Origin of the sequence: Variovorax sp. SG517 (assembly GCF_013376045.1) — a bacterium.
In the GTDB taxonomy this organism is placed as follows: Bacteria; Pseudomonadota; Gammaproteobacteria; order Burkholderiales; family Burkholderiaceae_C; genus Variovorax.
Map to the genome: position 1 here is coordinate 64485 of NZ_JABMJG010000015.1, position 23263 is coordinate 87747.

Consider the following 23263-nt stretch of genomic DNA (forward strand, 5'->3'; position numbering starts at 1 on the left):
CGCGGCAGCGTCGTCCGGTCACCCTTGCGCGCCATGCCCCAGCCGGAGGGCAACGGCTCGCTGGCCTGATTCCCCGTCTGGCCGGCAACCCGCACGGCTGAGTGCGGCGGCAACCTCGATCATGCGAGTGGTGGTGCAAGGCTGCATCAGCCCCGCCACCGCAGCCGGGCGCACGACCCGCGCCGCGAACCATGCCCGGGTGTGTATCGGCCTTGCCCGATGGCCCGATGGGCGGATGGGCGGATGGCCCAGGTGAGCCACCTGCGCCAAGCGTCGGCCACGATGCGAAGCCAGTGACAACCGGCGATGTCACCGCGCTGCGGGCCGCCTCGAAGCAGTGGCTGTCGATCCGAACGGCCGGTCAGATGTCACCGAAGCGTCCTGCCCGAGTCCCAGCGCGAACCCTGCGCCGCCACCGGCGAGGCATTGCGCGATGAAGCTCGCGCCGTGATGGAAATGGAAGTCAACTGCATTCCAGGGGCGGTGTCTTCCTACAGCCGGCCGCCCTGCAGCCCCAATGCTCGCCCTCCTCACCTTCACTGAACGTCCGCATGGCCGATATTCATTTCCCGAACTCCTGGGCCGTTGCGAGGACGGCAAAGCGCTGGATCGGCGCTGCCATCGCATGCGCCGGTGTCCTGGTGCTGATCGTCGAAGGCGTGCAGCTTGCCCGGTCCGGCTCTGCCACCGGCGCTGCGCTCACCGGCGGGTGCATCGCGGCGCTGGCCACCGCACTCGGGACCGTGCCGGTTCTTCTTTCGCAGCAGTTCTCGCAGCGGGTCTACGACAGCATGCTGGGATTCGGTGCGGGCGTGATGCTCGCGGCCAGCTCGTTTTCGCTGGTCATACCGGCGCTCGCGGCGGCCAAATCGCAAGGCGGCGGCGCGTGGGGCAGCGGCGCCCTGGTCGCAGCGGGCGTATTGCTCGGCGCGTTGGCGCTGCTCGTCATCGACCGCGTCGTCCCGCATGAGCATTTCGTCAAGGGCGTCGAAGGGCCGGAGTCGCGCGCGCTCAAGCGCGTGTGGCTTTTCGTGCTGGCCATCGTGCTGCACAACCTGCCTGAAGGCCTGGCCATTGGCGTCGCGTTCGCGGGGACCGATCCGGTCGGCGCCGCCGCGCTGACGACCGGCATCTCGATCCAGGACGTGCCCGAAGGCCTGGTCGTCGCACTGGCGTTGCGAAGCGTGGGCTACGGCAAGCTGAGCGCGGCGGGGCTCGGCATGTTGTCGGGGCTGGTCGAGCCGGTCGCCGCCGTCCTGGGCGCTGCAGTCATCGGGCTGACGGCCGCCCTGCTCCCGTGGGGCCTTGCGATGGCCGCCGGCGCGATGCTCTTCGTCATCAGCCACGAGATCATTCCCGAGTCGCACCGCAAGGGCCACGAGGCCCATGCGACCACAGGACTCCTGCTGGGGTTCGTGCTGATGATGGTCCTGGACACCGCGTTGGGCTGAACCCATGACGGCGCCCCTTGAACACCAGACCCTGCGCGCGAACGGCGTCGCCCTGCATGTGGTGACCGCAGGCCGTGCCGACGCGCCGCTCGTGATCCTGCTTCACGGCTTTCCCGAACATTGGGGCGCGTGGCGGCGGCAGATCCAGCCCCTGGTCGATGCGGGCTGGCGCGTGGCGGTCCCCGACCAGCGGGGCTACGGCACATCGGCAAAACCCGCCGGGGTCGGCAGCTATGCCCTGGACACGCTGGCCGACGACGTGAGGGGCATTGCGCGTGCGCTGGACGCACCCCGCTTCAGCATCGTCGGTCACGATTGGGGCGGCATGGTTGCCTGGCACCTGGCTGCGCGCGAGGCCACCTCCATCGAGCGCCTGGTCATCCTTAATGCACCCCATCCCGCCACGTTCTTCTCGTTCGCGCTGACTCACCCGTTGCAGATGCTGCGAAGCAGCTACGTGGGCTTTTTCCAGATGCGCTGGGTGCCCGAAGCGGTTCTTCGCGCCAACGACTTCGCGCTCTTGCAAGCTGCGCTGACGCACTCCAGCCGTGCGGGCACCTTCGGCGAAGACCAGCTCGCCGGCTACCGCGCGGCGTGGGCCGAGCCTGGGGCGTTGCGCGCCATGCTCGACTGGTACCGGGCCATGCCCTTCGCGCAGCCCTGCACCGACGAGATCGAAGCGCCGGTGCGCATCGTGTGGGGCGATGCCGACTCGGCGCTGGAGACCGGCCTCGTCGAGGCCGCGCTGCCTTACTGCCCAAACGCCGAAGTCGTGCACCTGCCGCACGCCTCGCACTGGCTGCATCACGAGGAGCCGCAGAAAGTGAGCTCGCTGCTTCTCGAATTCCTGGACGCCTCCAATGCCGCGGCACTGTCGGACCGACGCGCCCAAGGACTACATGAACGTTGAGGCGCGCCGCGCAATTTCAGGTTCTTTCAAACCACTTCGATGGAGAAGCGACACATGCCAGTCAAGTCAGTGATGGATCTTTTCGTGCACGAGATTTCGGACACGCACAACGCGGAGAAGCAGATGACACGATCGCTGCCGAAGCTCGCCCGCGCGGCCACCGACCCCGAACTCTCGCAGGCGTTCGAAGATCATCTGGAGGAAACGCGCGCCCAGGTCGAGCGGCTCGAACAGGTCGCCGAACTCTGCGGCTTCAAGATCAAGCGCGTGAAGTGCGACGGCATGGAAGGCTTGGTCGAAGAGACCATGTCCTTGGTCGACCTGATCGGCAAGGGACCGGTGCTTGACGCCGCGCTCATTGGAGCCGCCCAGAAGGCGGAGCACTACGAGATCGCGGGCTACACCTCGCTGAGCCTGATGGCCAAGAAGCTGGGCTTTGCCGAAGCGGTTGTGCTGCTCCAAGCCAGCCTCGCCGAAGAGCAGGCCACCGACAAGCGCCTGGGCCTGCTCGCCGAAGCCGCGCAGATCGAAGAAGCGGCCGCCTGATCGCAAGAGGTGTCACGTGCCGGACAGATACAACGGCGACGGTTATGAGTTCAGCATCCAGCTGCTTGATCGTCGTCGTCTGCATGTGCACGTGACCCGCGCGGCGCTGGAATTCCTGGCCGGCGAAGAGCCGACGGACCAGTTGTGCACGCTGACGGCCTGCATGGGCCTTCTGCGCGAGCGTGCTTTGCTGGTCCACGCGCAGACCGGGGCGCAACGGGTGGTGCTCGGCCCTGCGGACCTCGCGGGTCCGTCCGACGAGGGCACGACGAGGCCCCCGCTGCTTCACTGAGCCGGCACGGAGTCGCGTTCCAAGCGCCAAACCTCAGCCCGTACGCTCGCACCGACGCATGGCCGGTGTTGCAGGGGAAGGCTCCAAAGCGCGTGAATCCAGATCCTTCACTGCCCTTGTTCTCGCTTTTTTTCGTCTGCATCCGCGCGCGGACGGGCATTCGTCCGACGGCGGCGATGGTGCATTGGTTTAGGTTGCTCCCATCTTCAACCACCCCGCCGAGGTAAACATGCCCAAGACGACCCGCAGCTCAAACTCCGCAAACGCGCAGGCGCCGCACGCTGCCGATTCCACAAGGACCGCCGATACCACTGACGCCACAGCGGCACACCCCATCGATCCTTCCGCCAGCACCCCCGCGACCCAACAACCCACGCAGCCCACACCCGAAAACGAGGACTCTATTGCGCGCGAGGAACGGGTGCGCCGCGCCGCCTACGACGCCTATGTGCGCCGGGGTGGCGGGCCGGGCGACGAAGTGCAGGATTGGTTGGACGCAGAAGCTCAGGTCGACGGCCGCAACGCATAGCGGCCAGACGCCCGACCAGGGAGTGCAAGGCTCGTGGCAACGCACATGCCTGCTGCTGAAGCTCAGCGCTCCACAGGCGGCCGACGCCTGCAGGACTGACGTGCGCAAAGGTGCTCTTCGCCGGTCTGACGCAGTTTCGCTAAAGACGGCAGCTCGCCTTACGGCGAGCGGACCTGAAGGAAAAGCCGCTGCGCAAATCCTGAGGCGAGAAGGCAAAACGTGCCGCGTGCCCCGGGGTTTGATTTCTAAGAGTGCGACCAGCGCGTCGCTTGACATCGCGCCCACATCGCACTCTGTCGTGCGGTCGATGACTACATCGACTGCGCGGCGCGAGGGTCACTTTGAAGGCGTCCGAACTGCAAGGCCATCCCGAGAAGCTGCACGGACACGAACACCTTGCCGTTCGTTCTCCCCCCACTTACCGCGCCGTTCGCTGGCGCCCGATCAGGAGATTCCCATGTTTTCCCACAACAAGCGCCTTCAATACACCTTGCGAGTCAACGAGACAAACCCCGGGCTCGCGAACCTGATGCTCGAGCAATTCGGAGGGCCGCAAGGCGAACTCGCCGCCGCCTGCCGCTACTTCACCCAGGCCATCGCTGAGGACGACCCGGGCCGCAAGGACATGCTGTTCGACATCGCCACCGAAGAATTGAGCCATCTGGAAGTGATCGGGACAATGGTCGCGATGCTCAACAAGGGCGCCAAGGGACGCTTGGCCGAAGGCGTCGATTCGGAAGCCGAAACCTACCGCAGCATCACGGGGGCCGGCAACGACAGCCACCTCACGCAGGTGCTCTACGGCGGTGGGCCCGCGCTGGTGAATTCCGCGGGCGTGCCGTGGACCGCGGCCTACATCGACAGCATCGGCGAACCCACTGCCGACCTGCGCTCCAACATCGCGGCGGAGGCGCGCGCCAAGATCGTCTACGAGCGGCTCATCAACCTCACCGACGATCCGGGGGTGAAGGAAGCACTGGGCTTTCTCATGACCCGCGAGATCGCGCACCAGAAGTCGTTCGAGAAAGCGCTCTATGCCATCACGCCCAATTTTCCGCCAGGCAAGCTGCCGGGCATGCCTGAGTTCACGAAGGTCTACTTCGACATGTCCAAGGGAGGCGAGGTCCGCGGCCCCTGGAACCAGGGACCGCAATGGGAGTTCGTGGCGGACCCCGAGGACCAGATGGCGGTAGACGGAGGAGACGGCGAGCCCACCGTTCAGCTCACGCCCGAGGAAGAAACCGCGGTCGACGCCATGGCAGCGCGCACGGCCTCCGACCCCACGAGCGATCCGCAGACGGGCGCCGAACTCGGCATGTCCGAAGAGGCGGTTCTGGACGAACTGAACGACCAGCTCACGAAGAAGCCCTGATCGCACGGGCATCGACGCGCGTCAACGAAAGAGGAACCAAACATGAACACCGACCCGAAGCCCACCACTTCCCCCTCGCCCGTCCCTCCGATCGAGGCCGAGGTCAGGGCCGACGACCTCGAGAAGCCGCCGCCCGACGACGCGGCTGAAGACAACGAAGCGACCGAAACGAGGCCTGGCGAGGGCGAGAACGCCCCCGGCTTCCTGAAACCCGGGAAGAAGTAGCCGACGGAAGAAGACAGGAGAAAGGCGGCCAGCCTCGCGAAACAGGGCAGCCGCCGCCCTCCTCGGCGCCGACGCAGAGCGCCCTGCACTGCCGTCCGATAGAGCTCCCGCCCTTTTCATCGAACAAAGATCTCCATTCTTGACCGCCGGCCGGTGCTCCGGCGGTATTCGGCATGCCGAACACCGAAGCCAGGAGAAATAAAAAGAAGTGGCACGGGCGAATGCCCGAGCGACGAGCCGGATCGGCGGCCACTGCAATCAACGAGCCTGACTGTATTACCGCAGGTGGGTCAATCGCGCAAAGTGAAAACCACCGACAGGTACGACACCGGCCCTGCATGGATCGCCTCGATCCCATGCAGCGCTGTCGCATCGAACAGCAGCGTGTCCCCTGCCCCCACCTCCACCGCCTTCGCGCCGTAGCGGTAGGTCACCGCCCCGGACAGGAAGTACAGGAACTTCAGCCCCGGATGCTGGAAGGTCACGTACGGCCCCGCCTCCGGCAACAACGTGACCAGGTAGGGTTCCACAAAGAGATTGCCCGACAGGGAGTGCCCCAGCAACTCGTAGCGGTAGCCCGTCACGGCCCCGATGCGGTCGACCGCGAGCCCCTGCCCTGCCCGCACATGGCAGAAGTCCGTGCGCCGCGCTTGGTCTCCGAAGAAGCGTGAGACCGGCACGTGCAACCCCTGCGCGAGCCGCTCCAAGGTCTCCACCGAAGGCGAGACCAGCCCCCGCTCGATGCGAGAAAGCATCGACGCCGAGATCTCCGACGCCGCCGCAAGCTGCCCGGCCGATAGCCCGGCCGCCATGCGCAGCGCCCTCACCTGCGCGCCAATGCGTGCGGCGGACAGGCTGCGCACCACAGGTGCGGGTCGCCGGGACCGCACACGCGTCACCGAGACGGGCAAGCGCAGCGGGCGAGCCGATGGCAGGGGCGAAGCGAATTGCCTTTGCGTCATGTAGTTCCCTTTGTCCATCCAGATACCGCAGCCGATGGGATGCCGTGCTGCACTTCCAGCTGCGCGCACTCGGAGATTATGTGTCTTTTACGACGTTTCCTCCAGAAGCACATTCAGCGAGCCTGCGCGTACATGACTGCAGGCAAACGAACCAAGGCGCCACCCGGCATTGCACAGGGCAGATTGCCCAATGCAGTGACCTTGGCGCTCGGTCGCAACCTCAGGCATTTCCGGGAGCAAGCAGGACTTACCCAGGTCGAATTGGCTTTCGATGCAGAAGTCGAGCGCTCGCGCATCTCCAAGATTGAGCGCGGACACATCAACCCGTCGCTGCTGACGCTCGCCACGCTGTGCTATTGCCTGAAAATCACATTGCCCGCGTTGTTCGGAGACATCAAGGAAACCTTGGCGCCTTCATGGAAGGGCGGCACGTTGCGCCGTTCCAATCAAGCAGTTCTCGGCGCGCCGATGAAGAAAAGGTCGCGCAGCAGCAGTTCCTAGAAACACAGGATGTCTCGAATCCTGCAGTTGGCCCACTGAGCACTCGCCATTTCGAGCAAATGAGCCCACGCAAGTCGGCGTGGCAGCAAGTGCTAGAAGCCCCGCACCGAGATCGTCATGCCGACGTGGCGCCCCATGCAACGCATCAAGATGCTGGGGGGAACCGGAGTGCATTCCCGAAACCAGCGTCAGTTGAACGGCAAACGTTGCCTGATGTTCGGCATGCCGAACATAACGTGGGAAATGAAAGAGGTGCATCGCGCTACCGGTACCCCTTCGAACGCAGCCAAGCCAGATGCGTGGCAAGCGCCTGGCCCTGCGCCTCGTAGTAGTCCAGTACGCGGACTTCCTTGCCAATGAACTGCGCCACCCACATGGAGAAGGCGTCAGCCTTGGCACCGGTGCCGCCGATGGCTGTCGAGCCACTGGACATGCGTGCCGACACCGAGGCGGCCCTGGCGCGCGTCGTGCGCGTCTTCGGCGCTGCCAGGCCACACCGCGCGTACCTGTTCGCCAACCGCCGCGCCAACCGCATGAAGGTGCTCGTGCACGACGGCATTGGCATCTGGCTGGCGGCCAGGCGTCTTCATCAAGGCAAGTTCATCTGGCCCAAGGATGCCGCCCCTACGCTCAGCCTGAATCACCCCCAATTCGATGCCCTGATGCTCGGCCTGCCTTGGCAACGCGTCGGCGAGGCCGGCGTCATCTGCGTTCTGTAGCGCGGTCGCGCAATTGCCGAAGTTGCTGATGTCAGCTTGGGTACCTCGGGGCATCATCACCTTCCGTGAGCGACACGGCCACCAACCTTGACCACCTGGACGCGCAGCAACTGCGCGAGATGGTGCAGTCGCTCATGGGCCAGGTGCAGGCCAACAAGCTCGAGATCCAACGGCGCGACCAGGAGCTTGCGTTCAAGCAGGCTGCCATCGACAAGCTCACGTACGAGATGGCGGTGCTCAAGCGGCTGAAGTTCGCCGCCAAGTCCGAAGCCTTCAGCACCGAGCAGAAGAGTCTGCTGGAAGAGACCATTCAGTTGCTGAATCGGCAATTGCTCCACTCCGCAAGCTTGAAGGTGGTCGCGGCGAAGCTGCTACTGGAGAAGGTGCTGGAGGTGAACTGGGCCAGGTTCAGGTCGAGACCCGAATAGGAGGAACTGTCGGATTCGCCCGAAAGGACTGCGCGCGATCCGCCGGCGCCTTTGCGCCACCTGTCGTGGTCTGTAATGATGACTTGCGCCGTCATGCCGAGCTTTCAGCAACGCATCGAGTCAAGAATAGTGCAATCCGATCAGCCGGCCCGTTTGACGTGATGCGCACTCCACTGCCCCCAACCATTCAACCGACATCGGGAGTGAGCTTGTCCAGGAATGCGGAAAACGAATCCGACACGACTTCTGTGTTGCCGAAATAGTCACTCGCGTCGTCATCGTCCGATTCAAAGTTGTGGTCCCAGTACAGGACCTCTCCGAACTTGCTTGGATCGATGTTGAGCAGAATCAGATCGCCACTGCCGGCAGACGCGATCGGAATCGTATTACTCGGAATCCGTCCCTCATAGACGTTCAGGTGGCTCTCGATCGAGTCCCCAAATCCCGGCGGAGCCTTCAACGCGAGTAGCGCATTGATCACCCGCTCGTTGGATTTGGTCTTCAACAAGGTTGCGCTGGGAATCCCGCCGTTGTTGCTTTTCAGGAAGCTCTTGTAGTCCTCAGGGATTTTGCCCATCGCACTCTCGAAGCTTCTGATGTCTTCGTCCGGTGGGTTGTCCATGTCGTACATCGAGCGATACATCACGCTCGTTCTCTTGTCGAATCTGTTTCCAGCGCGCGCCTGCGCCTCAAGCTCCGCCTCGGAGAAACCCAATCTCCTGAATGTCAGGACCGCCATATCACCTCCGTGTGCCGCACACGGCTGCGCCGCCAGTGTGCTTTACCGCATCATGAATGTCTTTGGGAATCAATTGAAGTTTCCCATCGTACTGAGAATGGTGCCACGTGTATTCCTTGCCATTCATCAGGATCTTGCTGGATGAGCCGTAAGCATTTCCCGCCCCAAACGCGGAATTGTTTGCAGCGCGGAAGTCTGCCGAATCGGAGGTGAATGCGCCGACTGCTTGAGAAAACCGATGATCTGTTCGTCGGTGAATCTGCTCTTCTTCATGTCCGTTCTTCCTCTGAAAACGGACTCTACTAACCTTCAACTGGTACGCCCTATGGGGAGCAGGTCAGACCAACTCGCGCTTGAGCACCTCGCTATGGACGCGTCGTCGCGGTTTGGCTGTGCGCTCGGCTACGGACTCTATCTCTACGGACATGATGTGCATGATCGGTCTTGATGCACACCATCCCGGCGCACATGCTTACGCAAGCATGCCGGTCGCCGTCCGTTCAGGAAAGATGGGTGGTGAGAGCGCGCTTACTGCGTAGCGAGGTCTACGCGCCGTTGAGTCCCAGTTGGAAACTGCGGTGCCGTCCCTCGGTAAGAAATGCGCGACGCGTGGAGCCACCACCTACAAGCCTAGAGACTCAGAATGATTCAACGACGAAGGAGACCAAGCAGACGCTCCCACCAACGCTGGCCGACTGGGCTTGTACCTTCGGCATGCGTCGGCGACACGTCTCCAGATGGAGGCAGCGCAGCCTGGAAAACCACAAATTGCTTGCGGAGCTCGAATCCACGCTGGGGCCACTGCGCCACGTAAGCAAGTAAGGCTTGGCGGCCCTGCTCAAAATCTTCGCCATTGACGCGACAGTCGGCCTGTGCCACGCCCTCCGCATCACGGGCAGCATAGAGACGCACCCCCTGGATGCCATCGGACTCAATCAGCGACTGGAAGGCGTTGAGGCTGTTGGTCAGGAGGCAGCACGGGCAGAAAGGATGTTCTTCGTCGGCCGCCACCGGCTCTTGCAAAGCCGCGTGTTGGAAGGGTCCGAGAAGTATTCGCTTTTTCCCCGCTGGACGGCCTTCGCAAACCGGCCATTCCATCAGCATGATGGCACTGTTCGCCGGTGCTTCGCGCACTACGTCCCGCCAAACTGCCAAGTCCATCTGGCGCCACTGGTCGAATCCGTTTCGCAAGGATGCGTTCAGGCTAGGACCGTGCGAGTGTTGATACTCGAAGCTTCCAGCGGGCAGATGGCTCCCATGGACAACCTCGATCGTCGTGGTGGTGCGTAGTGCACCGCCGTCATCGATCGTATAAGTGACCAGCTGAGGCAGGAGCATCCAACCATCGTCCAGCGCGAGCCAATTGCCTTGTCGGACAGCACGGATGTCAGCCACCTGCAGCACTTCATGCAGGATGCTGGGAAGGTCAACCTGCTCGGTCCATTGCTCCTCGCCTCTTACAAAGGCTGCATCTATCGATACGCCCATGCCGGGGTTGCCGGCGGAAGCTTTCGGCTTCTTGAAAGCAGATTCATTCATGGTCTGCATCACTCTTTCTCGCCCTTACACGGACGGGGACAAACTGTGTTGAAGATTTGTTCACAGCGATTCTTCAAGGCGCCACGTAAGCGTCAAACCCGAGGCTCAGCGGGCGACAGCCCGTAGGCAAAAACACGCGGTCCCCATTCAGAACAGCATCTTCGCCGCAGGTAAATCACTCCCTCCGCAGGCAGCCGACCAGATAGCTTTCTGGGGGATCGAACAGATCGCGTCGGCTTTCTACTCGCGCACTCAATCGCGTGATCTCAACGCGCTCCTACTTCGGGTTCTGGATCACCACACGCATCAGAGAGGCAGGGGCCCATGGTTCTTGCAGGCGAACCAAAAAACCTCGGCTGAATTCTCTTCAATGGACATCGAACCAAGCGCCAACCCCATCAAATCTTGGCATAAGTCTGAAGCCTCGGGCATCGTAGATGAGCAGTTCGTCAGCGATCACTCCTCCAATCCCTGCACCCACGATCGTGGCGCCGGTGGCCCGGCCACCTCGACCGTTGTCGGAACGCGCGAGATAGCTCTCCGCCAAAGTTTCTCCTGGCAGCCGCACGCTAGATTCGGCTTGGATGTCCTCGCCCGCGGTAGGAGGGGCCTGGGCAGCCTCATCGGCTTCGTCATCCGACATCAAAAGCATCTTGCCTGTGTCTGGTTGAATAAAGACGCGCGCGCTGGCTTTGTCGGCGTGAGGCACGTAGACGCCGCCGGTGTACACCTCGAGCAACCGCTTCCCATCTGATCGCTTGCGCTCGGTATAAAAGATGCTCACGCCTCCTTGTGGCCCAACATACCAAACGCCATCTGCATCCTGCCCAGCCGGCCGATACTTTCCCCCACTGAGAGTGACGATCTTTGCTGCGCGGAGAACAGTTCCTTCATCGACATGTCGAAAATCCGAAGTTGTAACCCTGGCCTTGAAAGTAGACGCGCCGCGAAGTGTGCTGATCTGGGTACTCATGCAGCCTCCGAGCCCGATTGCAAATGCCAGGACAAAGATCGTGCGAATGTGCAGGGCAAAAGAAGAGACGTTCATTCAAGAATCCAGCAGTACTCGGGTCATTGAAACTGTAGCGGGCACCTGATGAGAGCAGGAAATCTCGCTCCAGCACAGGCAAGAAATCAAGGGTTGCCAATACCCGGTGAATCGATCGAGCTCGAGTTATAGCTTGGGGCGCAGCGTCAAGAACAATCGGCTCGGCACTTTTCCGTCGACGTCTCTGGGAAACCTCTCTGTTCTTTGCAGAGCACGTTGTGCCGCAACATCCCAGTCGGGCCAACCGCTGCTCTTGCTCAGGACGATCGAGACAATGTCGCCATTGGGCGCGAGCGAGACATCAAACTCCGCACCAGGATTACCTGGAATCTGCTCAGGGTGCAAGAAGAGAATGTTCGGCCGAACAGCTGCGGCGAGCCGGGCGGCATAGTTGCCCTCGGAGAGACGGGAGGCTGGCCCAATGCGTGGGTCGGGCTTTCGCTGTATGACGGCACCCGTAACGAAGTTCGAACTGATGCTGATCACCGCCTGGTAAGGCGCCTGCCCACTCTCATCGGCAGGCAGACGAACCGTGTTGCGCAAGGCCAGTGAAGCGGCCCGATCCCACTCGGGGCTTCCACTTGTGTTGAGGAGCGACTTTTCAGTGATCGAACCTTCCGAGTTCATGAACACCATGAACTCAGCCGAGCGCGGCGGCTTCGGGGCGCTAGCCGGATACGCGATATTTGGCAGAACGGCTTCTGCGAGTCGCCGATTCCAGTTCCGCCCATTCTCTGCCGATGACGATTGGACCCGCGGTGCCGAACCGGGAGCCGGAGTGTCGCTTTGCTTAGAGGGCGTCACACAGCCACCGAGCACAACCCCAAGGAGAGCAGCGAAAACGCCATTAAACATCCGCGATTTCATATCTCTTCGTGACTCCAGATCATCAACATTCGACGGCACCTCGACCGCGTCGCTGCGCGAAACTGCCTCAAGCGCGGTAGCGCTGCATGATTCCTGAGGGCGAAAGCCACTTCTGCGCGCTTGCCCTCGCCACCAAATCAGCCACATGGCTAGTCGTTCGGCTTAGGAATCCAGCCGGAAGCGGGTGGGCACCTGCATTCGGACAGGGAATTTTTTCCCGCTAGGTGATCGCGCAGGAAAGAAATACGCCTTCCGAACAGCTGCGAGTGCCGCTTCGTCGAGGCGCGGATAGCCCGAACTTGTCGACAAGACAACCTCCCGAGGTGATCCATCCGTTTCGATGATGACCCCGAGCAAGACAAGCCCCTGTTCGCCCAATCGCCGGGACATGGCCGGATAGGTCACAAAGGGCTCGATGGCATAGCGTCCCTTTTCAATGTCCTGAACCTCATCCTTGAACGCGAACGGCTTCTTTTCATAGGCCATACGCTGATTGGCGATCGACGCTTGGGCCGTCGATGGATAGTCTCGTGCAAGTTTGGCGAGATCTCCGAACGACTGTCCGACACTTCCGGTTTCCAATGCGCAATCCGCAGCGGCAAGAAGCCCCTCGGCGGCGAGCGATGGCGATACCGTCGGCACCGCAGCAGATTTGCGAAACAGCTCTGCGGCCGAGCGATAGTTCCGAAACGCGAAGTCGGCCGCACCCGCTCTGAAATATGCCGTCGCTACCGCCTCATCGAGGTACCCGCGTCATACCGGGTATCGACACGGGGCCACTGGTAAGTGGCAAAACTTAGTTCGGATCAGAAGATAAACAAGCTGGGCGCAACCTCTTTAAAGGCATGCTCTTGACAGCAATGCTATAGCCTTGATGTTGAGATGAAGCCCCTGTGATTTCAATCGTGCATCAAGTTATTCTTAATCGGCGCGTTTCGCGGACGCAGTTGCTGGGAGCATAGCGAATGGCGGCGGCGATCGAAAATCATCCAGCGTTCGTGAGCTGTTGCTCGGAGCTAATTGCTATGTGGATAGACGTTGCGGGATGATTGGCGGTGTTGGGTCGTGCGTCCAATATTAAATTCACCTGCATTAATGAAAGGAAAGTCATGCTCGACATTCCAGTTTCGGTAGTCGAAGGAGCTACGCTGGCTGCCCTCAAGAAGGGATGGAATTTAGAAGAAAAAGCGATCGACGAGCTCACAAAGCGACCGCTTGGAGACGTTGCCGAAAGCGTTTGTTCAATTCTCAAGAAGCAACTCCTGTCGGGCGTTTTTGGCGTTGAACAGCCATTGCGGAAGATCCTAAGTCGGAACGTTGAGCACGCACGCGCAATTGACGCCCTTATCGGCGCCAAGGATCTCGACAAGTCGGATGTCTCTATCGTGCATGTTCGCCTGTTGGAGGAGAGCTATACCACTGCGACCTATCTAACTCTCGATCCAGCAAAGTATGATGAATTAGGATGGCGGTGGCAAGCTTTTCCAACTATTCACAGTATCAGAAATCGAGTCATTGGCTTGGGAATGCCTCCAACGGATGAGATGAATAACTGGATTAAGGAGAATGAGAAGAGATTGATATGGTTTGATCCAAAGGGTCGACTCGGAGGCGATCTGAAAAGTGCTAAGACCCTAGAGCAATGGGAGAAGTGCAGCAACTGGCTTGTTCCCGCCTCGATCAAGGACATATTTGAGAAAGCTGGGCGCCTTGATTCCTACAAGAAGAAGGGATATGACATGGGTAGCCAATCGGTCCATTTTTCACCGATGGGCAATATCTACATGTCTTTCGAGACGGAGCATCTGACCTATGCCCAGTTCGCGCAGGAGAGTGCCAACTACTTTGTGGTCAAGATGTTTGCGGTGTGCCTTGATTTGGTCCGGGATAAGAACGAAATCCGCAAGGCTCATGCCCTAGAAAATTTGGTGCAAACCTACGCCCTTGTTTCGACCAATCCCAAGCGTTTCGCGGATCTCGTCAGTAAGCAGCCGGCTTATGCGGCATTCATGAAAGCTGTTATGGCTGACTCCACCGACATTCAAGGCCTTATCGAAGCTGCCCTCGGAAAGGAGGCAACCAGCAAGCTGGAAATCAAGTTCGGACAAACTTCATAAAAGCGATTGTAAAAAGCGTCAGCGAATGACTAGCGTAAACCGTCAGGGAGAAAAGATGTTTATCCGCTTGAGAGCAGCCCGCCCAAAGGATGCCGCTCGGCGATGCCCAAGACCAAATCAGCTCTGACCTCGCGCGAGGCATTCACCAGAAATCTGCGCCCGTGCTCGGCGTCTGAAGGATGTGGGGCAAGAAAGCCTGGCTCTCAACGCGGGTGTGCCGCAGGCTTACCTGAGCCGCATCGAGCGAGAAACCATCAACATCTCGATTGATAACGCAGATGTGCTGTCTCGAGTCGGTGGCGTGCCGCTGCATGATCTCTTGGCCCCTGCGAAATTTGCTGGTCTCGATGAGCAGTGAATGCCGCAGACGATCTTACTGGTGGTCTACAGATGGGGTTGCAGAACTTCCGTTTCGTACGCGCGCTTGACGCGTCGATCTGGAGCCGAGATCTGGCGTATGCGCCCGTACTAAGGCCACGCAGCCGTCGTTGGCCGATGCGTTCCTGCAGGGGCCAGCCCGATCGCTCCCGCCGCCTTCCCTGAGTGCCTCGATAAACTGTCCATGGGCGCAATGCGTCCAGCCATCGGTCGGCTTTCCATGAAGGCTTGACCGGCCGATCGAACAAGAATGCGAGGGGGCAGGATGAAGCTCACACGATTGCGGGTCAGCAACTTTCAGTCCTTTGGGCAACAGCCCACGGTCGTCGACTTCGAAGCCACAACGTTCTTGCTCGGCCCGAACGGGTCGGGGAAGACAGCTGTGCTGCAGGCACTGGCGCGCCTTTTCGGTTTTGACCCTTCGCTGCGCCGCGTGCGTCGCGCGGACTTCCACGTCACGCCGAAGGACCTCGTCCCGGGCGACATCGAGCCGCTGACGCTGTGGATCGAGGCCCAGTTTGAGTTTCCTGAACTGAAGAAGACCAGAGGCAAGTACGCCACCATTCCAGGCAATTTCGCGCACATGCAACTGGCATCGGCCGATGGCGTCCCGCGCGTGCGTTTCCGACTGACGGCGCGACTTGATGAGGACGGCGACATCGAGGAGACGATGCACTACGTCGTGCAGACTGACAACGACGATGAGCCGAACAAAACGGTCATCGTGTCTAAACACGATCGCAACGCCATCCAGGTCCATTATCTCCCTGCTCGCAGGGATCCCGCGAATCACATTTCCTACGCCGCCAATTCGCTGCTGGGCCGAGCGTTGCGGGCGGCCAATTGGCAGTCCGAGCGCGCCGAGATCGCGGAGCTGACCCAGAACATCGGCGCCGCTCTTGCAGGCAACGCAGCCGTCGAAGGCCTCGGTGAACAGTTGACGGCCCAATGGACGGCGTTGCACAAGGGCGCCTACTACGCGAACCCCAGCGTCTCGTTCGAACGCAATGAGATTGACAACCTGTTGCGTCACCTGACTGTCGGCTTCACGCCTGGGCACGACGATCAGATCGTCGACTTCTCAAGGTTGAGCGACGGGCAGCAGTCCCTGCTTTACATCTCGTTGGTGCTGTCTGTCCAGGCCATCGGACGTCAAGTGCTGGCAGGAGAGCTGGACGCTTTCGACGTCGACAAGCTGCGTCCAGCGGTCTTCACGCTCGTGGCGGCAGAGGAACCCGAGAACAGCCTGTCGCCGCACTACCTGGGCCGCGTCATCAAGGCATTGAACACCTTCGCTGGACATCACGATGCGCAGGCGATCGTTGCAACGCATGCGCCGTCCCTCCTCAGACGAGTGCCTCCGGAGAATATCCGCTACCTACGGCTCAACACGAACCGCGAAACGACCGTCAAGTCCGTCGTCCTTCCCGCGGCTACTGACGACGCTCACAAGTTCGTGCGCGAGGCGGTCCAGGCCTTTCCCGAGTTGTATTTCTCCCGGCTCGTTGTTCTGGGTGAAGGCGACAGCGAAGAGATTGTGCTGCCGCGCTTGATGCAGGCCAAAGGCCTGGACGAGGATGACACGTCCATCGTCGTTGCGCCGTTGGGGGGCCGGCATGTCAATCACTTCTGGCGGCTGCTGAACGGCTTGGACATCCCCCATGTCACGTTGCTGGACCTCGACCTGGGGCGGTACCAGGGCGGTTGGGGCCGCGTGCGCTACGCTGCCAAGCAGATTCTTGCGCTGGGTCATCCCATCCCGGGTCTCACGGCTGAAAGCATCGAGACCCTGCCAGCCTGGAATGGCGCGGACGAGTTGTTGAAGTCCAAGAGCGGGAAGGATTGGTTGGCATGGCTGGAAACCCAAGCCGTCTTCTTCTCGGGCCCGCTCGATCTCGATTTCGCGATGCTGCGCCGCTATAGCGAGGCTTACGGTTTGGAGGAGGGGGAACTCGCAATGCCGGAGCCTTCGACGCTTACTGCGGTGCTGGGCAAGAAGCGGCACGGGGTCGATCAATACAGCGAGGAGCACCAGAAGCACTTCACCGCCTATCACAAACGGTTCAAGCTCGGCAGCAAGCCTGCTGCACATCTGGGCGCCCTAGCCGAGCTGGACAACGAAACGCTGATCTCCCAGATGCCGCCACGCATCGCCCGCCTGATCGAGGCCGTCGAGAAGCGCCTAGAAGGACTGCCAGAGTGATCAAGGCCACAGCTTGGCGGCCGGCGAGCGGCCTGACACTGGAGACTAATGCACAGGTTGCTGCCTGCGAAGTCCAGCGCAGCTTGGTCGTGACCGCTGGACCAGGCGCAGGCAAGACCGAGTTGCTCGCGCAACGCGCGGATTTCTTGCTGCGCACCGGAACGTGCCGATACCCACAGCGAATCTTGGCCATTTCGTTCAAAGTCGACGCCAGCCGCAACTTGAAGGATCGCGTGCGCCAGCGCTGCGGCCCTGAGCTCGCCGCGCGGCTGGACAGCCACACCTTCCATGCGTTTGCCAAGCGCTTGATAGACCGCTTCCGGCCTGTGCTGACCGGCAGGGATGCGCTGGATGCGGACTACACGATCGGTACGCCCAAGGTTCCGCGACGCCAGATCGAGTTCGAGGATCTGGTTTCTCTGGGCGTGCAGATCCTGACGAACAGCAACGTCGCCCGAAACGCGGTTCGGCAGACCTACAGCCATATATTCCTCGACGAGTTCCAGGATTGCACCGGCCCGCAGTACCAACTCATCCAGCTCGCTTTTCATGCCACTGGCATTTCGCTCACAGCGGTAGGTGATACCAAGCAACGCATCATGGGCTGGGCTGGCGCCCTGGAGGGCGTATTCCAGACCTTCGCCCAAGATTTCAACGCGCTCCCGCTCAGTCTGTACCAGAACTTCCGCTCTCTGCCGCGGCTGCGCCGAATGCAGAACGCCATGGTGAAGGTAATGGACCCAAAGGCGGCGATGTCAGACGAGGACCTTTCCGGGAACGGCGGATCAGTTGAGACCCTTGAATTCCACGACAGCCAGCAAGAGGCCGAAGGCCTCGCCGACATGATCGAGGTGTGGATCGACGATGAGGGTGTAGCTGCGTCGGAGATCGCCGTCTTGCTGTCTAGGCAGCCGGAGCTCTACGCCGATCGCCTGATGGCCGAGTTGACTGAGCGAGGCATCCCGTTTCGCAACGAGCAAAGTCTGCAGGACCTTTCTGCAGAACCTGCGGCTCGCCTGATCGTCGACTATCTTTCAGTGGTCGTGAGTGATCGCGAACCAGATGCGTATGGGCGCCTGATGGCTGTCTTGCTGGCTACGGGACTCGATGAGGATGCATCCTACGAGCAACGCGCTCGCTGGCATCGATTCATCGACACTTCGCGCGAGGAAACTCGGCAAATCGAGCTCGACGCAGCAGCGCTGCGAGAGATCGCCAACGCATTCCTCGCGCTCCTGGGGCGCCAATTCGTAGCAGCTCTGTCGGCAGATTACGAGCGGGGTGGCCGCCTCGAGGAAGTTATCGAGCTCACCCTTGATCGCGTCGATGAGCTTCTTCGGCTCGATACGAGCCCTGTGCGAGCGCTGTCCCGGTTCTCCGAGGACAGAGCAGTGCGGATCATGACCATTCACAAGAGCAAGGGGCTGGAGTTCGACACGGTCGTCATGCTGGGCGTCGAACGTCAAACCTACTGGGGCAACGTCACGGCAGAGCGCTCGGCATACTTCGTCGGCATTTCTCGAGCAAAGCGGCGGCTCTGGCTGACCGTGGCCGGATATCGGGGACGTCCAGAGGGCGCTAGCCGTTGGGACGAAGTCCGAACACCACATGCGGAATTTCTTGGTTATGCCAGCGTATCCGCGTGACGAGGTCTGCAGGCTCCGTCACCGAGGGCTACGGCAGAACCATCAAGGCGTTATCTGGCCTGCGACAGAAGATCGACGAAGCAGAGTCCCACATCACACGTACTATGCGCGTTGCCCGCTAAGGAGCCGCATAGAGTGCGTTCGCAAGTTTGGCTTCTAGCAACGCTTACTAATAAATAAGATGCCCGCTGTTCAAATATTGGTCGATGAGATCCATGCCGGCCTCAGAAAAGCTTGGGTGTTCGCGTTTGGCGCGACAGATGTGCCTGGCGCACCTCCCAAGCCCGAGTATGTTTGTACCGTGACCGTCGCGGAGAGCTTGCTGCCAGCTCTCACAGGAACTCCCGGAGCTGTCGTGAAGTTGGAGGAAAACGTTCAGGAATTTGCCGCTGGCTGCTTGGCGCTGCCGAACTTTCCCAAATTGAGTCCGCGGCCCAGAATCCGTTCGCGCAAGACCAAGTCAAAAGGCGACCGCGAACGTGTAGACATCGCCATTCAGGCCAGGAATGTCGGCATCCCGATCTCCCGTGCCCTGGTGGAACTCAAAATCTCTAATGCCATCGGGGGGCTTCTTGCCGATCTGATCCGCAACCAGCAACTCATGCAGTTGGCTAGTCCTGGACGACAGAATCAGCTCGATGCCGCCATGCTCGGCTTCGTGGTTGTAGATGACAAATCCCGCGGGGCGGTCGCCGGTCAGAAAGTTTTGGGTAACTTGGCGAAGCACTATGAGCAAATAGCCCGACGCTTCCTGTCCCCAGATTACGTAACCGAATTGTCCGTCCGGCAGATCTCTTTGCCTCCTGAGGATGAGGACGATGAGTTCATCCACATGGTCTCGATTGTCATCACGTTCGCGAGACCCTTCGCGGCATCAGCGCCGACGCCAAACAGAGTGCCCTGGTTTTGGTCGAAATCATCGGCGCACGACACAGTCGCTCTAGATTTGCAGGCGCTGTGACTCCTACTTTATGAACCAGTAAAAGGCAGGCATCTCGCTAGTTCCTGGTAACGCCATCCAATTTATTAGCACGGTCTTCGGATCCGAGATAAGTTGATTCAACTCGTCGTTCCAAAGGAAGCCGGTATCCTGCAGGCGACCAGCTCCGCTGAACACATGCAAGGCACCGTAGCAATACTCGGTCCAAGCGCCAGGTGGGCCTGAGCGGCCGTGCACGTAAACCTCCTTGGTTCGATTGCTCCATCGATATTCAACCTCGACGTTACCAATCTCCATCACGTCGGCCAGGGTCAATCGACCGAGAGGGATGGTGACAGAGTCATCGGCTGAAGTGCCGGCGTAGACTTGCCCATGTATCAAGGCGACCACAACGTCACGCACGATATCGTGCTCGAAAGTGACTTCGACTTGAGTTTCCAAGAATCTATAGATCCAAGTGTTACCAGCAACAACGCTAGGAGATCCAAGAATTTCATGCACTCGAACTTTGGGGATCTGTGGCTCGATGTGCTCAAGCAAATTGCGAGGTGTCTTTCGAGGCTCAACCACAAGTTCCGGCGAGTCCGGATCAAGCTCATTCCACGCGAGCGTCGCAATTCTCTCCCTTGTTAGAGCTTCCCGCTTCAAATTGATCATAAGCGGTCGAATCGACCCGCCTTCCCAAATCCTCGCCTCGCGCGACAGCTCCGCTTCACAATAGGATTTCCACGCAATCTGTGAGCGTTGCAGATCTTCTGAATTACCAATGCCATGCTCTTGAAGAAAGCGAATTGCCTCCGACAATTCGTCGTCGGCTTGGTCTGCCTTGCGATACGACACATCATTCATTTCGCCCTGCGTTATCGCGTTATCGAAGGCCGGATCGCGGTCTACCTGTCGGGCATTGCCGGAAAGCTGTGATGCAGTTTCAGCGTAGCGCTGCGCGGTTGTTATGGCTGCAGCTGCCTCCTTGCCAAGAGCCTGAGCCTGGAAAGAGCGCAGCTCCGAAATGTTCGTTCCGTCTTTCGCAAGCTGACTTTTTAGATTGGCAACTTTCGCAAGTAGCTCGATCTCTTCAATCGGCCCCCTCTTCTCGATCATGCGCCTTAAAAGGTAGCCCACCCCAGCTGCTGCGACTCCGAACGAAGGGAGTGCCACGGCTTTTACCCATTCACGCTGGAGGTAGGTGTCTGCCGCTGCCAAGATCGATGTCAGGTCATTCATGTTCTTGAATCAGGCCTTGGGAGTTGTGCGGCGACAAAAGGCTGCCAACTTGTGGATAGGCACTGTCCTATTGCAGACCCTTCGAGTTCATCAACCTAGTCACTTCATCGTATCCGTCCGGCCAAGTCATCTTGAAATCGGGGCTGACGGCAGAAAGGATCGCGTCCACCCAACTTAGGTGGACTTGATTACAGGAGCAGGGTAGCGATGAAGTATGGCATCACCCCCTACGTCGTAGACCGATGGCCGAAACTAGCCCGCGCCGAAGAGATGGCCACGCCCACCAAGGAGCTTGACCTTCGTACTAGACTTGCTCGCCATGTCGTCCGCGTCTACCGAACTGTTCTCGAACGTGCGTCCCAGGTTGATGGCTATTGGCTATCGCATGCTTTCCTCCGTACAGGAGGCGGAGGACTTGGTGCAGGACGCATGGTTGCGCTGGCATGAGGAGACGAAGTCGTCCCAGGCCCAAGTCTTGAATGCTGAAGCTTGGCTCGTGACCGTGACCACGCGGATGGCGATTGACCGTCTTCGGGCGGCCAAACTGCGGAGAGCGACGTACGCGGGCGCGTGGTTCCCCGAGCCGCTACTGGAACAGGCGCCGACCACGCCTGAGCAAGCGTGTGAGACCGCCGACAATGTGTCCATCGCCTTCTTGCTACTTCTGGACTGCCTGTCGCCGGAAGCGCGGGCCGCGTTTTTGCTGCGTGAGGTGTTTGACGCTGAGTACGAGCAAGTAGCCGAGGCCATTGGCCGAAGCAAAGCCTCCGCCCGGCAGATTGTCCATAGAGCCAAGCGAAGGCTGGAGAACGCACGCGAATCAGCGGGCATGAAGGCGCCGCCAATGCCAGCAGTGGCTCAGCTGGAACTGTTGCGACGACTCGTTCAAGCAATTTCGAGCGGTCACCTTGAGGGCATTAAGAGGCTGCTCGCAGAGGAAGCGGAGATGCTGGGCGACTTTGGCGACGTCAGGCCAAGCTTGGCGAGGCCTTTGTTTGGCGCTCAACGCATCGCTCAGCTTTACTACGCGATGCACCTTCGCCACGGTGACGCTATGCGACTTGAGCTGGCCATACTGAATGGCGAATGGTCCCTCCTGCGCTACATCGATGGTGCGCTTGACTCCGTACAGACATTTGAGTTCACCAATGTCCAGGTCTCTCGGGTTCGCATCCAGCGGAATCCGGTGAAGTTGGCAACGTTGAAGGATAAGCCACTCGTCTCCTGAGCTCCCGGCCAAACCCGCTGCCACCAGGAACCTGAGGCCTGGGGCGACATTTCTTTCCCCTGCGACTGTCACAACGCGATCACGTCAAACGTCTTGAGACCAGGTTGCTCCTGCAGCCGCATCCAGTCTCAACTTGAAGAAAGCGTTTCATGACCCGCGCAGTTTGGTTCCAAGTATCCCCGGAGGGCGCCAAGGCCATCGGTGGCCTGCATCACTTCGTCACCTCTGGCACGTCCTTGCCCAGCCAGCTTATCCATCTGGTGTTCCTGCGAGTCTCGCAGATCAATGGCTGTGCCCACTGCATCGACATCCATACCCGTGACCTGATGACTGGCGGAATGTCGGTTGAGAAAGTAGTCCTCGTGCCGGTGTGGCACGAAGCGGAGTACCTGTTCTCGGAGCAAGAGCGTGCGGCCCTCGCCTGGTCCGAGGAAGTCACCCGCGTCAGCGAAACACACGCTTCCGATGAAGCCTACGAGGCGGCGTTGGCAGTGTTCGGCGAGAAGGACTTGGTCAACCTGACCCTCACCATCGCCGCGATGAACGCCATTAACCGCATGGGCATCAGCTTCCGCATGAAGCCGCGGGCGAAAGCTTAACGGCTGCGGCGCGCCGCTCTATTGGCTGAGCTCGTGGGTTCAATTCAGTAGTGCGGCATCAACTTCCCGATCTTGCTGGCCGGCTACTGCGACGTATGCGCCAGGCGAAGTCATCTTGACGCCGGAGATGCCGCAGCTCAGGTCAGCGGCGTCCAGCGGTACGGCAGGAGATCGCGCAGTGCAGATGCTGGCTGGGTCGGCAGCCGCTGCAGTACGTCCTTGAGGTAAGCGTAGGGCTCATGGCCATTGAGCCTGGCGGTGTGCAGCAGGCTCATGATGGCGGCGGCGCGCTGGCCCGCGCGCAGGCTACCGGCGAACAGCCAGTTCTTCCTGCCCAACGCGATGGGACGGATCAGGTTCTCGATGCGGTTGTTGTCCGCGGTAAGGTCGGCGTCGTCGATGAAGCGCGTCAGCGCAGCCCAGCGCTTGAGGCTGTAGTCGATGGCCTTGGCCGTCGCACTGCCGTCTGGCACTTTCTGACGGTTGGCCATCAACCAGGCGTGCAGCAAGTCGGCCGCCGGCCTGGACTTGGCTTGCCGCAAGTGCAATCGCTCGCTCGGCCCGAGGTCCTTGGCCTCGCGTTCGATGTCGTAGAGGTTGGCGAACAGCTTGAGCGCGCCCTCGGCAAGCATGCTGCTGTGGTTGGCCCACAGCTCATGGAACTTGCGCCGTGCGTGCGCCTTATGCGGAGCTCCGCATAAGGCACATTATCTCGAGCGTCGTTTTATGTGGAGCACGACCTGCGATCACAGGCGCGATGCGGTGTGGCGTGGTCCTTGGCACCGCATAAGAACTGCGCA

26 protein-coding genes and 1 pseudogene are annotated in these 23263 nt (G+C 60.4%); 17 read left to right on the forward strand and 10 right to left on the reverse strand.

The features are described 5' to 3' along the window. Positions 1 to 551 precede the first annotated feature (551 nt). The 7 genes from FHT32_RS32560 to FHT32_RS32590 all read left to right on the forward strand — a co-directional run bounded on the left by FHT32_RS32560 (position 552) and on the right by FHT32_RS32590 (position 5325). Positions 552 to 1451, forward strand: coding sequence for a ZIP family metal transporter (locus FHT32_RS32560; RefSeq protein ID WP_176668670.1), 900 nt, complete (start codon positions 552 to 554; stop codon positions 1449 to 1451). A gap of 4 nt (positions 1452 to 1455) precedes the next feature. Then, a complete protein-coding gene (locus FHT32_RS32565; RefSeq protein WP_176668671.1) occupies positions 1456 to 2361 on the forward strand; it encodes an alpha/beta fold hydrolase in 906 nt (301 codons plus the stop codon). A 54-nt stretch (positions 2362 to 2415) separates the two neighbouring features. After that, entirely contained in the window at positions 2416 to 2907 is a 492-nt protein-coding gene (locus tag FHT32_RS32570; RefSeq protein WP_176668672.1) for a ferritin-like domain-containing protein, read from the forward strand. Positions 2908 to 2923: 16 nt separating this feature from the next. Then, entirely contained in the window at positions 2924 to 3199 is a 276-nt protein-coding gene (locus FHT32_RS32575; protein WP_176668673.1) for a hypothetical protein, read from the forward strand. 229 nt (positions 3200 to 3428) lie between these two features. Further along, positions 3429 to 3728, forward strand: coding sequence for a DUF2934 domain-containing protein (locus FHT32_RS32580; protein ID WP_176668674.1), 300 nt, complete (start codon positions 3429 to 3431; stop codon positions 3726 to 3728). Between the two features lie 457 nt (positions 3729 to 4185). Beyond that, complete coding sequence (locus FHT32_RS32585) at positions 4186 to 5100, forward strand: manganese catalase family protein (protein WP_176668675.1); 915 nt, start codon at positions 4186 to 4188, stop codon at positions 5098 to 5100. Positions 5101 to 5142: 42 nt separating this feature from the next. Further along, positions 5143 to 5325: a hypothetical protein gene (locus FHT32_RS32590; protein WP_176668676.1), complete on the forward strand. Its 183-nt coding sequence runs from the start codon at positions 5143 to 5145 to the stop codon at positions 5323 to 5325. A 290-nt stretch (positions 5326 to 5615) separates the two neighbouring features. Here FHT32_RS32590 and FHT32_RS32595 read toward each other — a convergent pair whose 3' ends face one another. After that, entirely contained in the window at positions 5616 to 6188 is a 573-nt protein-coding gene (locus tag FHT32_RS32595) for an XRE family transcriptional regulator (RefSeq protein ID WP_176668677.1), read from the reverse strand. Positions 6189 to 6419: 231 nt separating this feature from the next. Here FHT32_RS32595 and FHT32_RS32600 point away from each other — a divergent pair, with 231 nt between their 5' ends. Beyond that, positions 6420 to 6788 carry a helix-turn-helix domain-containing protein gene (locus FHT32_RS32600; RefSeq protein ID WP_176668678.1) on the forward strand — a complete coding sequence of 123 codons (369 nt, stop codon included), beginning with the start codon at positions 6420 to 6422 and terminating at the stop codon, positions 6786 to 6788. A gap of 262 nt (positions 6789 to 7050) precedes the next feature. On the opposite strand, the gene FHT32_RS32605 is transcribed toward FHT32_RS32600, so the two are convergent. Then, on the reverse strand, positions 7051 to 7221 hold the full coding sequence (locus tag FHT32_RS32605; RefSeq protein ID WP_218088521.1) for a hypothetical protein: 171 nt from the start codon (positions 7219 to 7221) through the stop codon (positions 7051 to 7053). On the opposite strand from FHT32_RS32605, the gene tnpB reads away from it, so the two are divergent. Further along, on the forward strand, positions 7220 to 7507 hold the full coding sequence (gene tnpB, locus FHT32_RS32610; protein ID WP_176668679.1) for an IS66 family insertion sequence element accessory protein TnpB: 288 nt from the start codon (positions 7220 to 7222) through the stop codon (positions 7505 to 7507). The two genes, FHT32_RS32605 and tnpB, sit on opposite strands and share 2 nt — an antisense overlap. 65 nt (positions 7508 to 7572) lie before the next feature. After that, a complete protein-coding gene (locus FHT32_RS35205; protein WP_256099248.1) occupies positions 7573 to 7935 on the forward strand; it encodes a hypothetical protein in 363 nt (120 codons plus the stop codon). Between the two features lie 187 nt (positions 7936 to 8122). Here the strand turns inward: FHT32_RS35205 and FHT32_RS32620 are convergent, their stop codons facing one another. The 6 genes from FHT32_RS32620 to FHT32_RS35520 form a co-directional block, all read right to left on the reverse strand. After that, positions 8123 to 8674: an SMI1/KNR4 family protein gene (locus tag FHT32_RS32620; protein ID WP_176668680.1), complete on the reverse strand. Its 552-nt coding sequence runs from the start codon at positions 8672 to 8674 to the stop codon at positions 8123 to 8125. A gap of 1 nt (position 8675) precedes the next feature. Beyond that, complete coding sequence (locus tag FHT32_RS35515) at positions 8676 to 8987, reverse strand: HNH endonuclease (RefSeq protein ID WP_176668681.1); 312 nt, start codon at positions 8985 to 8987, stop codon at positions 8676 to 8678. Positions 8988 to 9322: 335 nt separating this feature from the next. Beyond that, positions 9323 to 10222: a DUF6348 family protein gene (locus FHT32_RS32630; RefSeq protein WP_176668682.1), complete on the reverse strand. Its 900-nt coding sequence runs from the start codon at positions 10220 to 10222 to the stop codon at positions 9323 to 9325. 358 nt (positions 10223 to 10580) lie between these two features. Continuing rightward, positions 10581 to 11261, reverse strand: coding sequence for a hypothetical protein (locus FHT32_RS32635; protein WP_176668683.1), 681 nt, complete (start codon positions 11259 to 11261; stop codon positions 10581 to 10583). A gap of 126 nt (positions 11262 to 11387) precedes the next feature. After that, entirely contained in the window at positions 11388 to 12275 is an 888-nt protein-coding gene (locus tag FHT32_RS32640; protein ID WP_176668684.1) for a TonB C-terminal domain-containing protein, read from the reverse strand. 15 nt (positions 12276 to 12290) lie between these two features. Continuing rightward, positions 12291 to 12770 (reverse strand): TonB family protein, encoded by a 480-nt coding sequence (locus FHT32_RS35520; RefSeq protein WP_218088522.1) that lies wholly within the window; start codon positions 12768 to 12770, stop codon positions 12291 to 12293. 467 nt (positions 12771 to 13237) lie between these two features. On the opposite strand from FHT32_RS35520, the gene FHT32_RS32650 reads away from it, so the two are divergent. The 5 genes from FHT32_RS32650 to FHT32_RS32670 all read left to right on the forward strand — a co-directional run bounded on the left by FHT32_RS32650 (position 13238) and on the right by FHT32_RS32670 (position 19433). Beyond that, complete coding sequence (locus tag FHT32_RS32650; RefSeq protein WP_176668685.1) at positions 13238 to 14245, forward strand: hypothetical protein; 1008 nt, start codon at positions 13238 to 13240, stop codon at positions 14243 to 14245. Positions 14246 to 14426: 181 nt separating this feature from the next. Further along, positions 14427 to 14603 (forward strand): helix-turn-helix transcriptional regulator, encoded by a 177-nt coding sequence (locus FHT32_RS32655; protein ID WP_218088523.1) that lies wholly within the window; start codon positions 14427 to 14429, stop codon positions 14601 to 14603. A gap of 285 nt (positions 14604 to 14888) precedes the next feature. Then, entirely contained in the window at positions 14889 to 16826 is a 1938-nt protein-coding gene (locus FHT32_RS32660) for an ATP-dependent endonuclease (protein ID WP_176668686.1), read from the forward strand. Further along, on the forward strand, positions 16823 to 18472 hold the full coding sequence (locus FHT32_RS32665; protein ID WP_176668687.1) for an ATP-dependent helicase: 1650 nt from the start codon (positions 16823 to 16825) through the stop codon (positions 18470 to 18472). The genes FHT32_RS32660 and FHT32_RS32665 overlap by 4 nt, the downstream gene beginning before the upstream one ends. 181 nt (positions 18473 to 18653) lie before the next feature. Beyond that, positions 18654 to 19433 carry a hypothetical protein gene (locus FHT32_RS32670; protein ID WP_176668688.1) on the forward strand — a complete coding sequence of 260 codons (780 nt, stop codon included), beginning with the start codon at positions 18654 to 18656 and terminating at the stop codon, positions 19431 to 19433. A gap of 3 nt (positions 19434 to 19436) precedes the next feature. On the opposite strand, the gene FHT32_RS32675 is transcribed toward FHT32_RS32670, so the two are convergent. Beyond that, the gene (locus tag FHT32_RS32675; protein WP_176668689.1) at positions 19437 to 20636 is read right to left on the reverse strand and encodes a lysozyme inhibitor LprI family protein; all 1200 of its coding nucleotides are present in this window, start codon (positions 20634 to 20636) and stop codon (positions 19437 to 19439) included. A gap of 292 nt (positions 20637 to 20928) precedes the next feature. On the opposite strand from FHT32_RS32675, the gene FHT32_RS32680 reads away from it, so the two are divergent. Then, positions 20929 to 21864, forward strand: a complete 936-nt coding sequence (locus FHT32_RS32680) for a sigma-70 family RNA polymerase sigma factor (protein WP_307651175.1) — start codon at positions 20929 to 20931, stop codon at positions 21862 to 21864. A gap of 149 nt (positions 21865 to 22013) precedes the next feature. Continuing rightward, the gene (locus FHT32_RS32685) at positions 22014 to 22463 is read left to right on the forward strand and encodes a carboxymuconolactone decarboxylase family protein (protein ID WP_125966279.1); all 450 of its coding nucleotides are present in this window, start codon (positions 22014 to 22016) and stop codon (positions 22461 to 22463) included. Between the two features lie 137 nt (positions 22464 to 22600). Here FHT32_RS32685 and FHT32_RS32690 read toward each other — a convergent pair. Next, positions 22601 to 23143: pseudogene (locus tag FHT32_RS32690) on the reverse strand (IS66 family transposase); the annotation flags it as partial. Between the last annotated feature and the right edge of the window lie 120 nt (positions 23144 to 23263).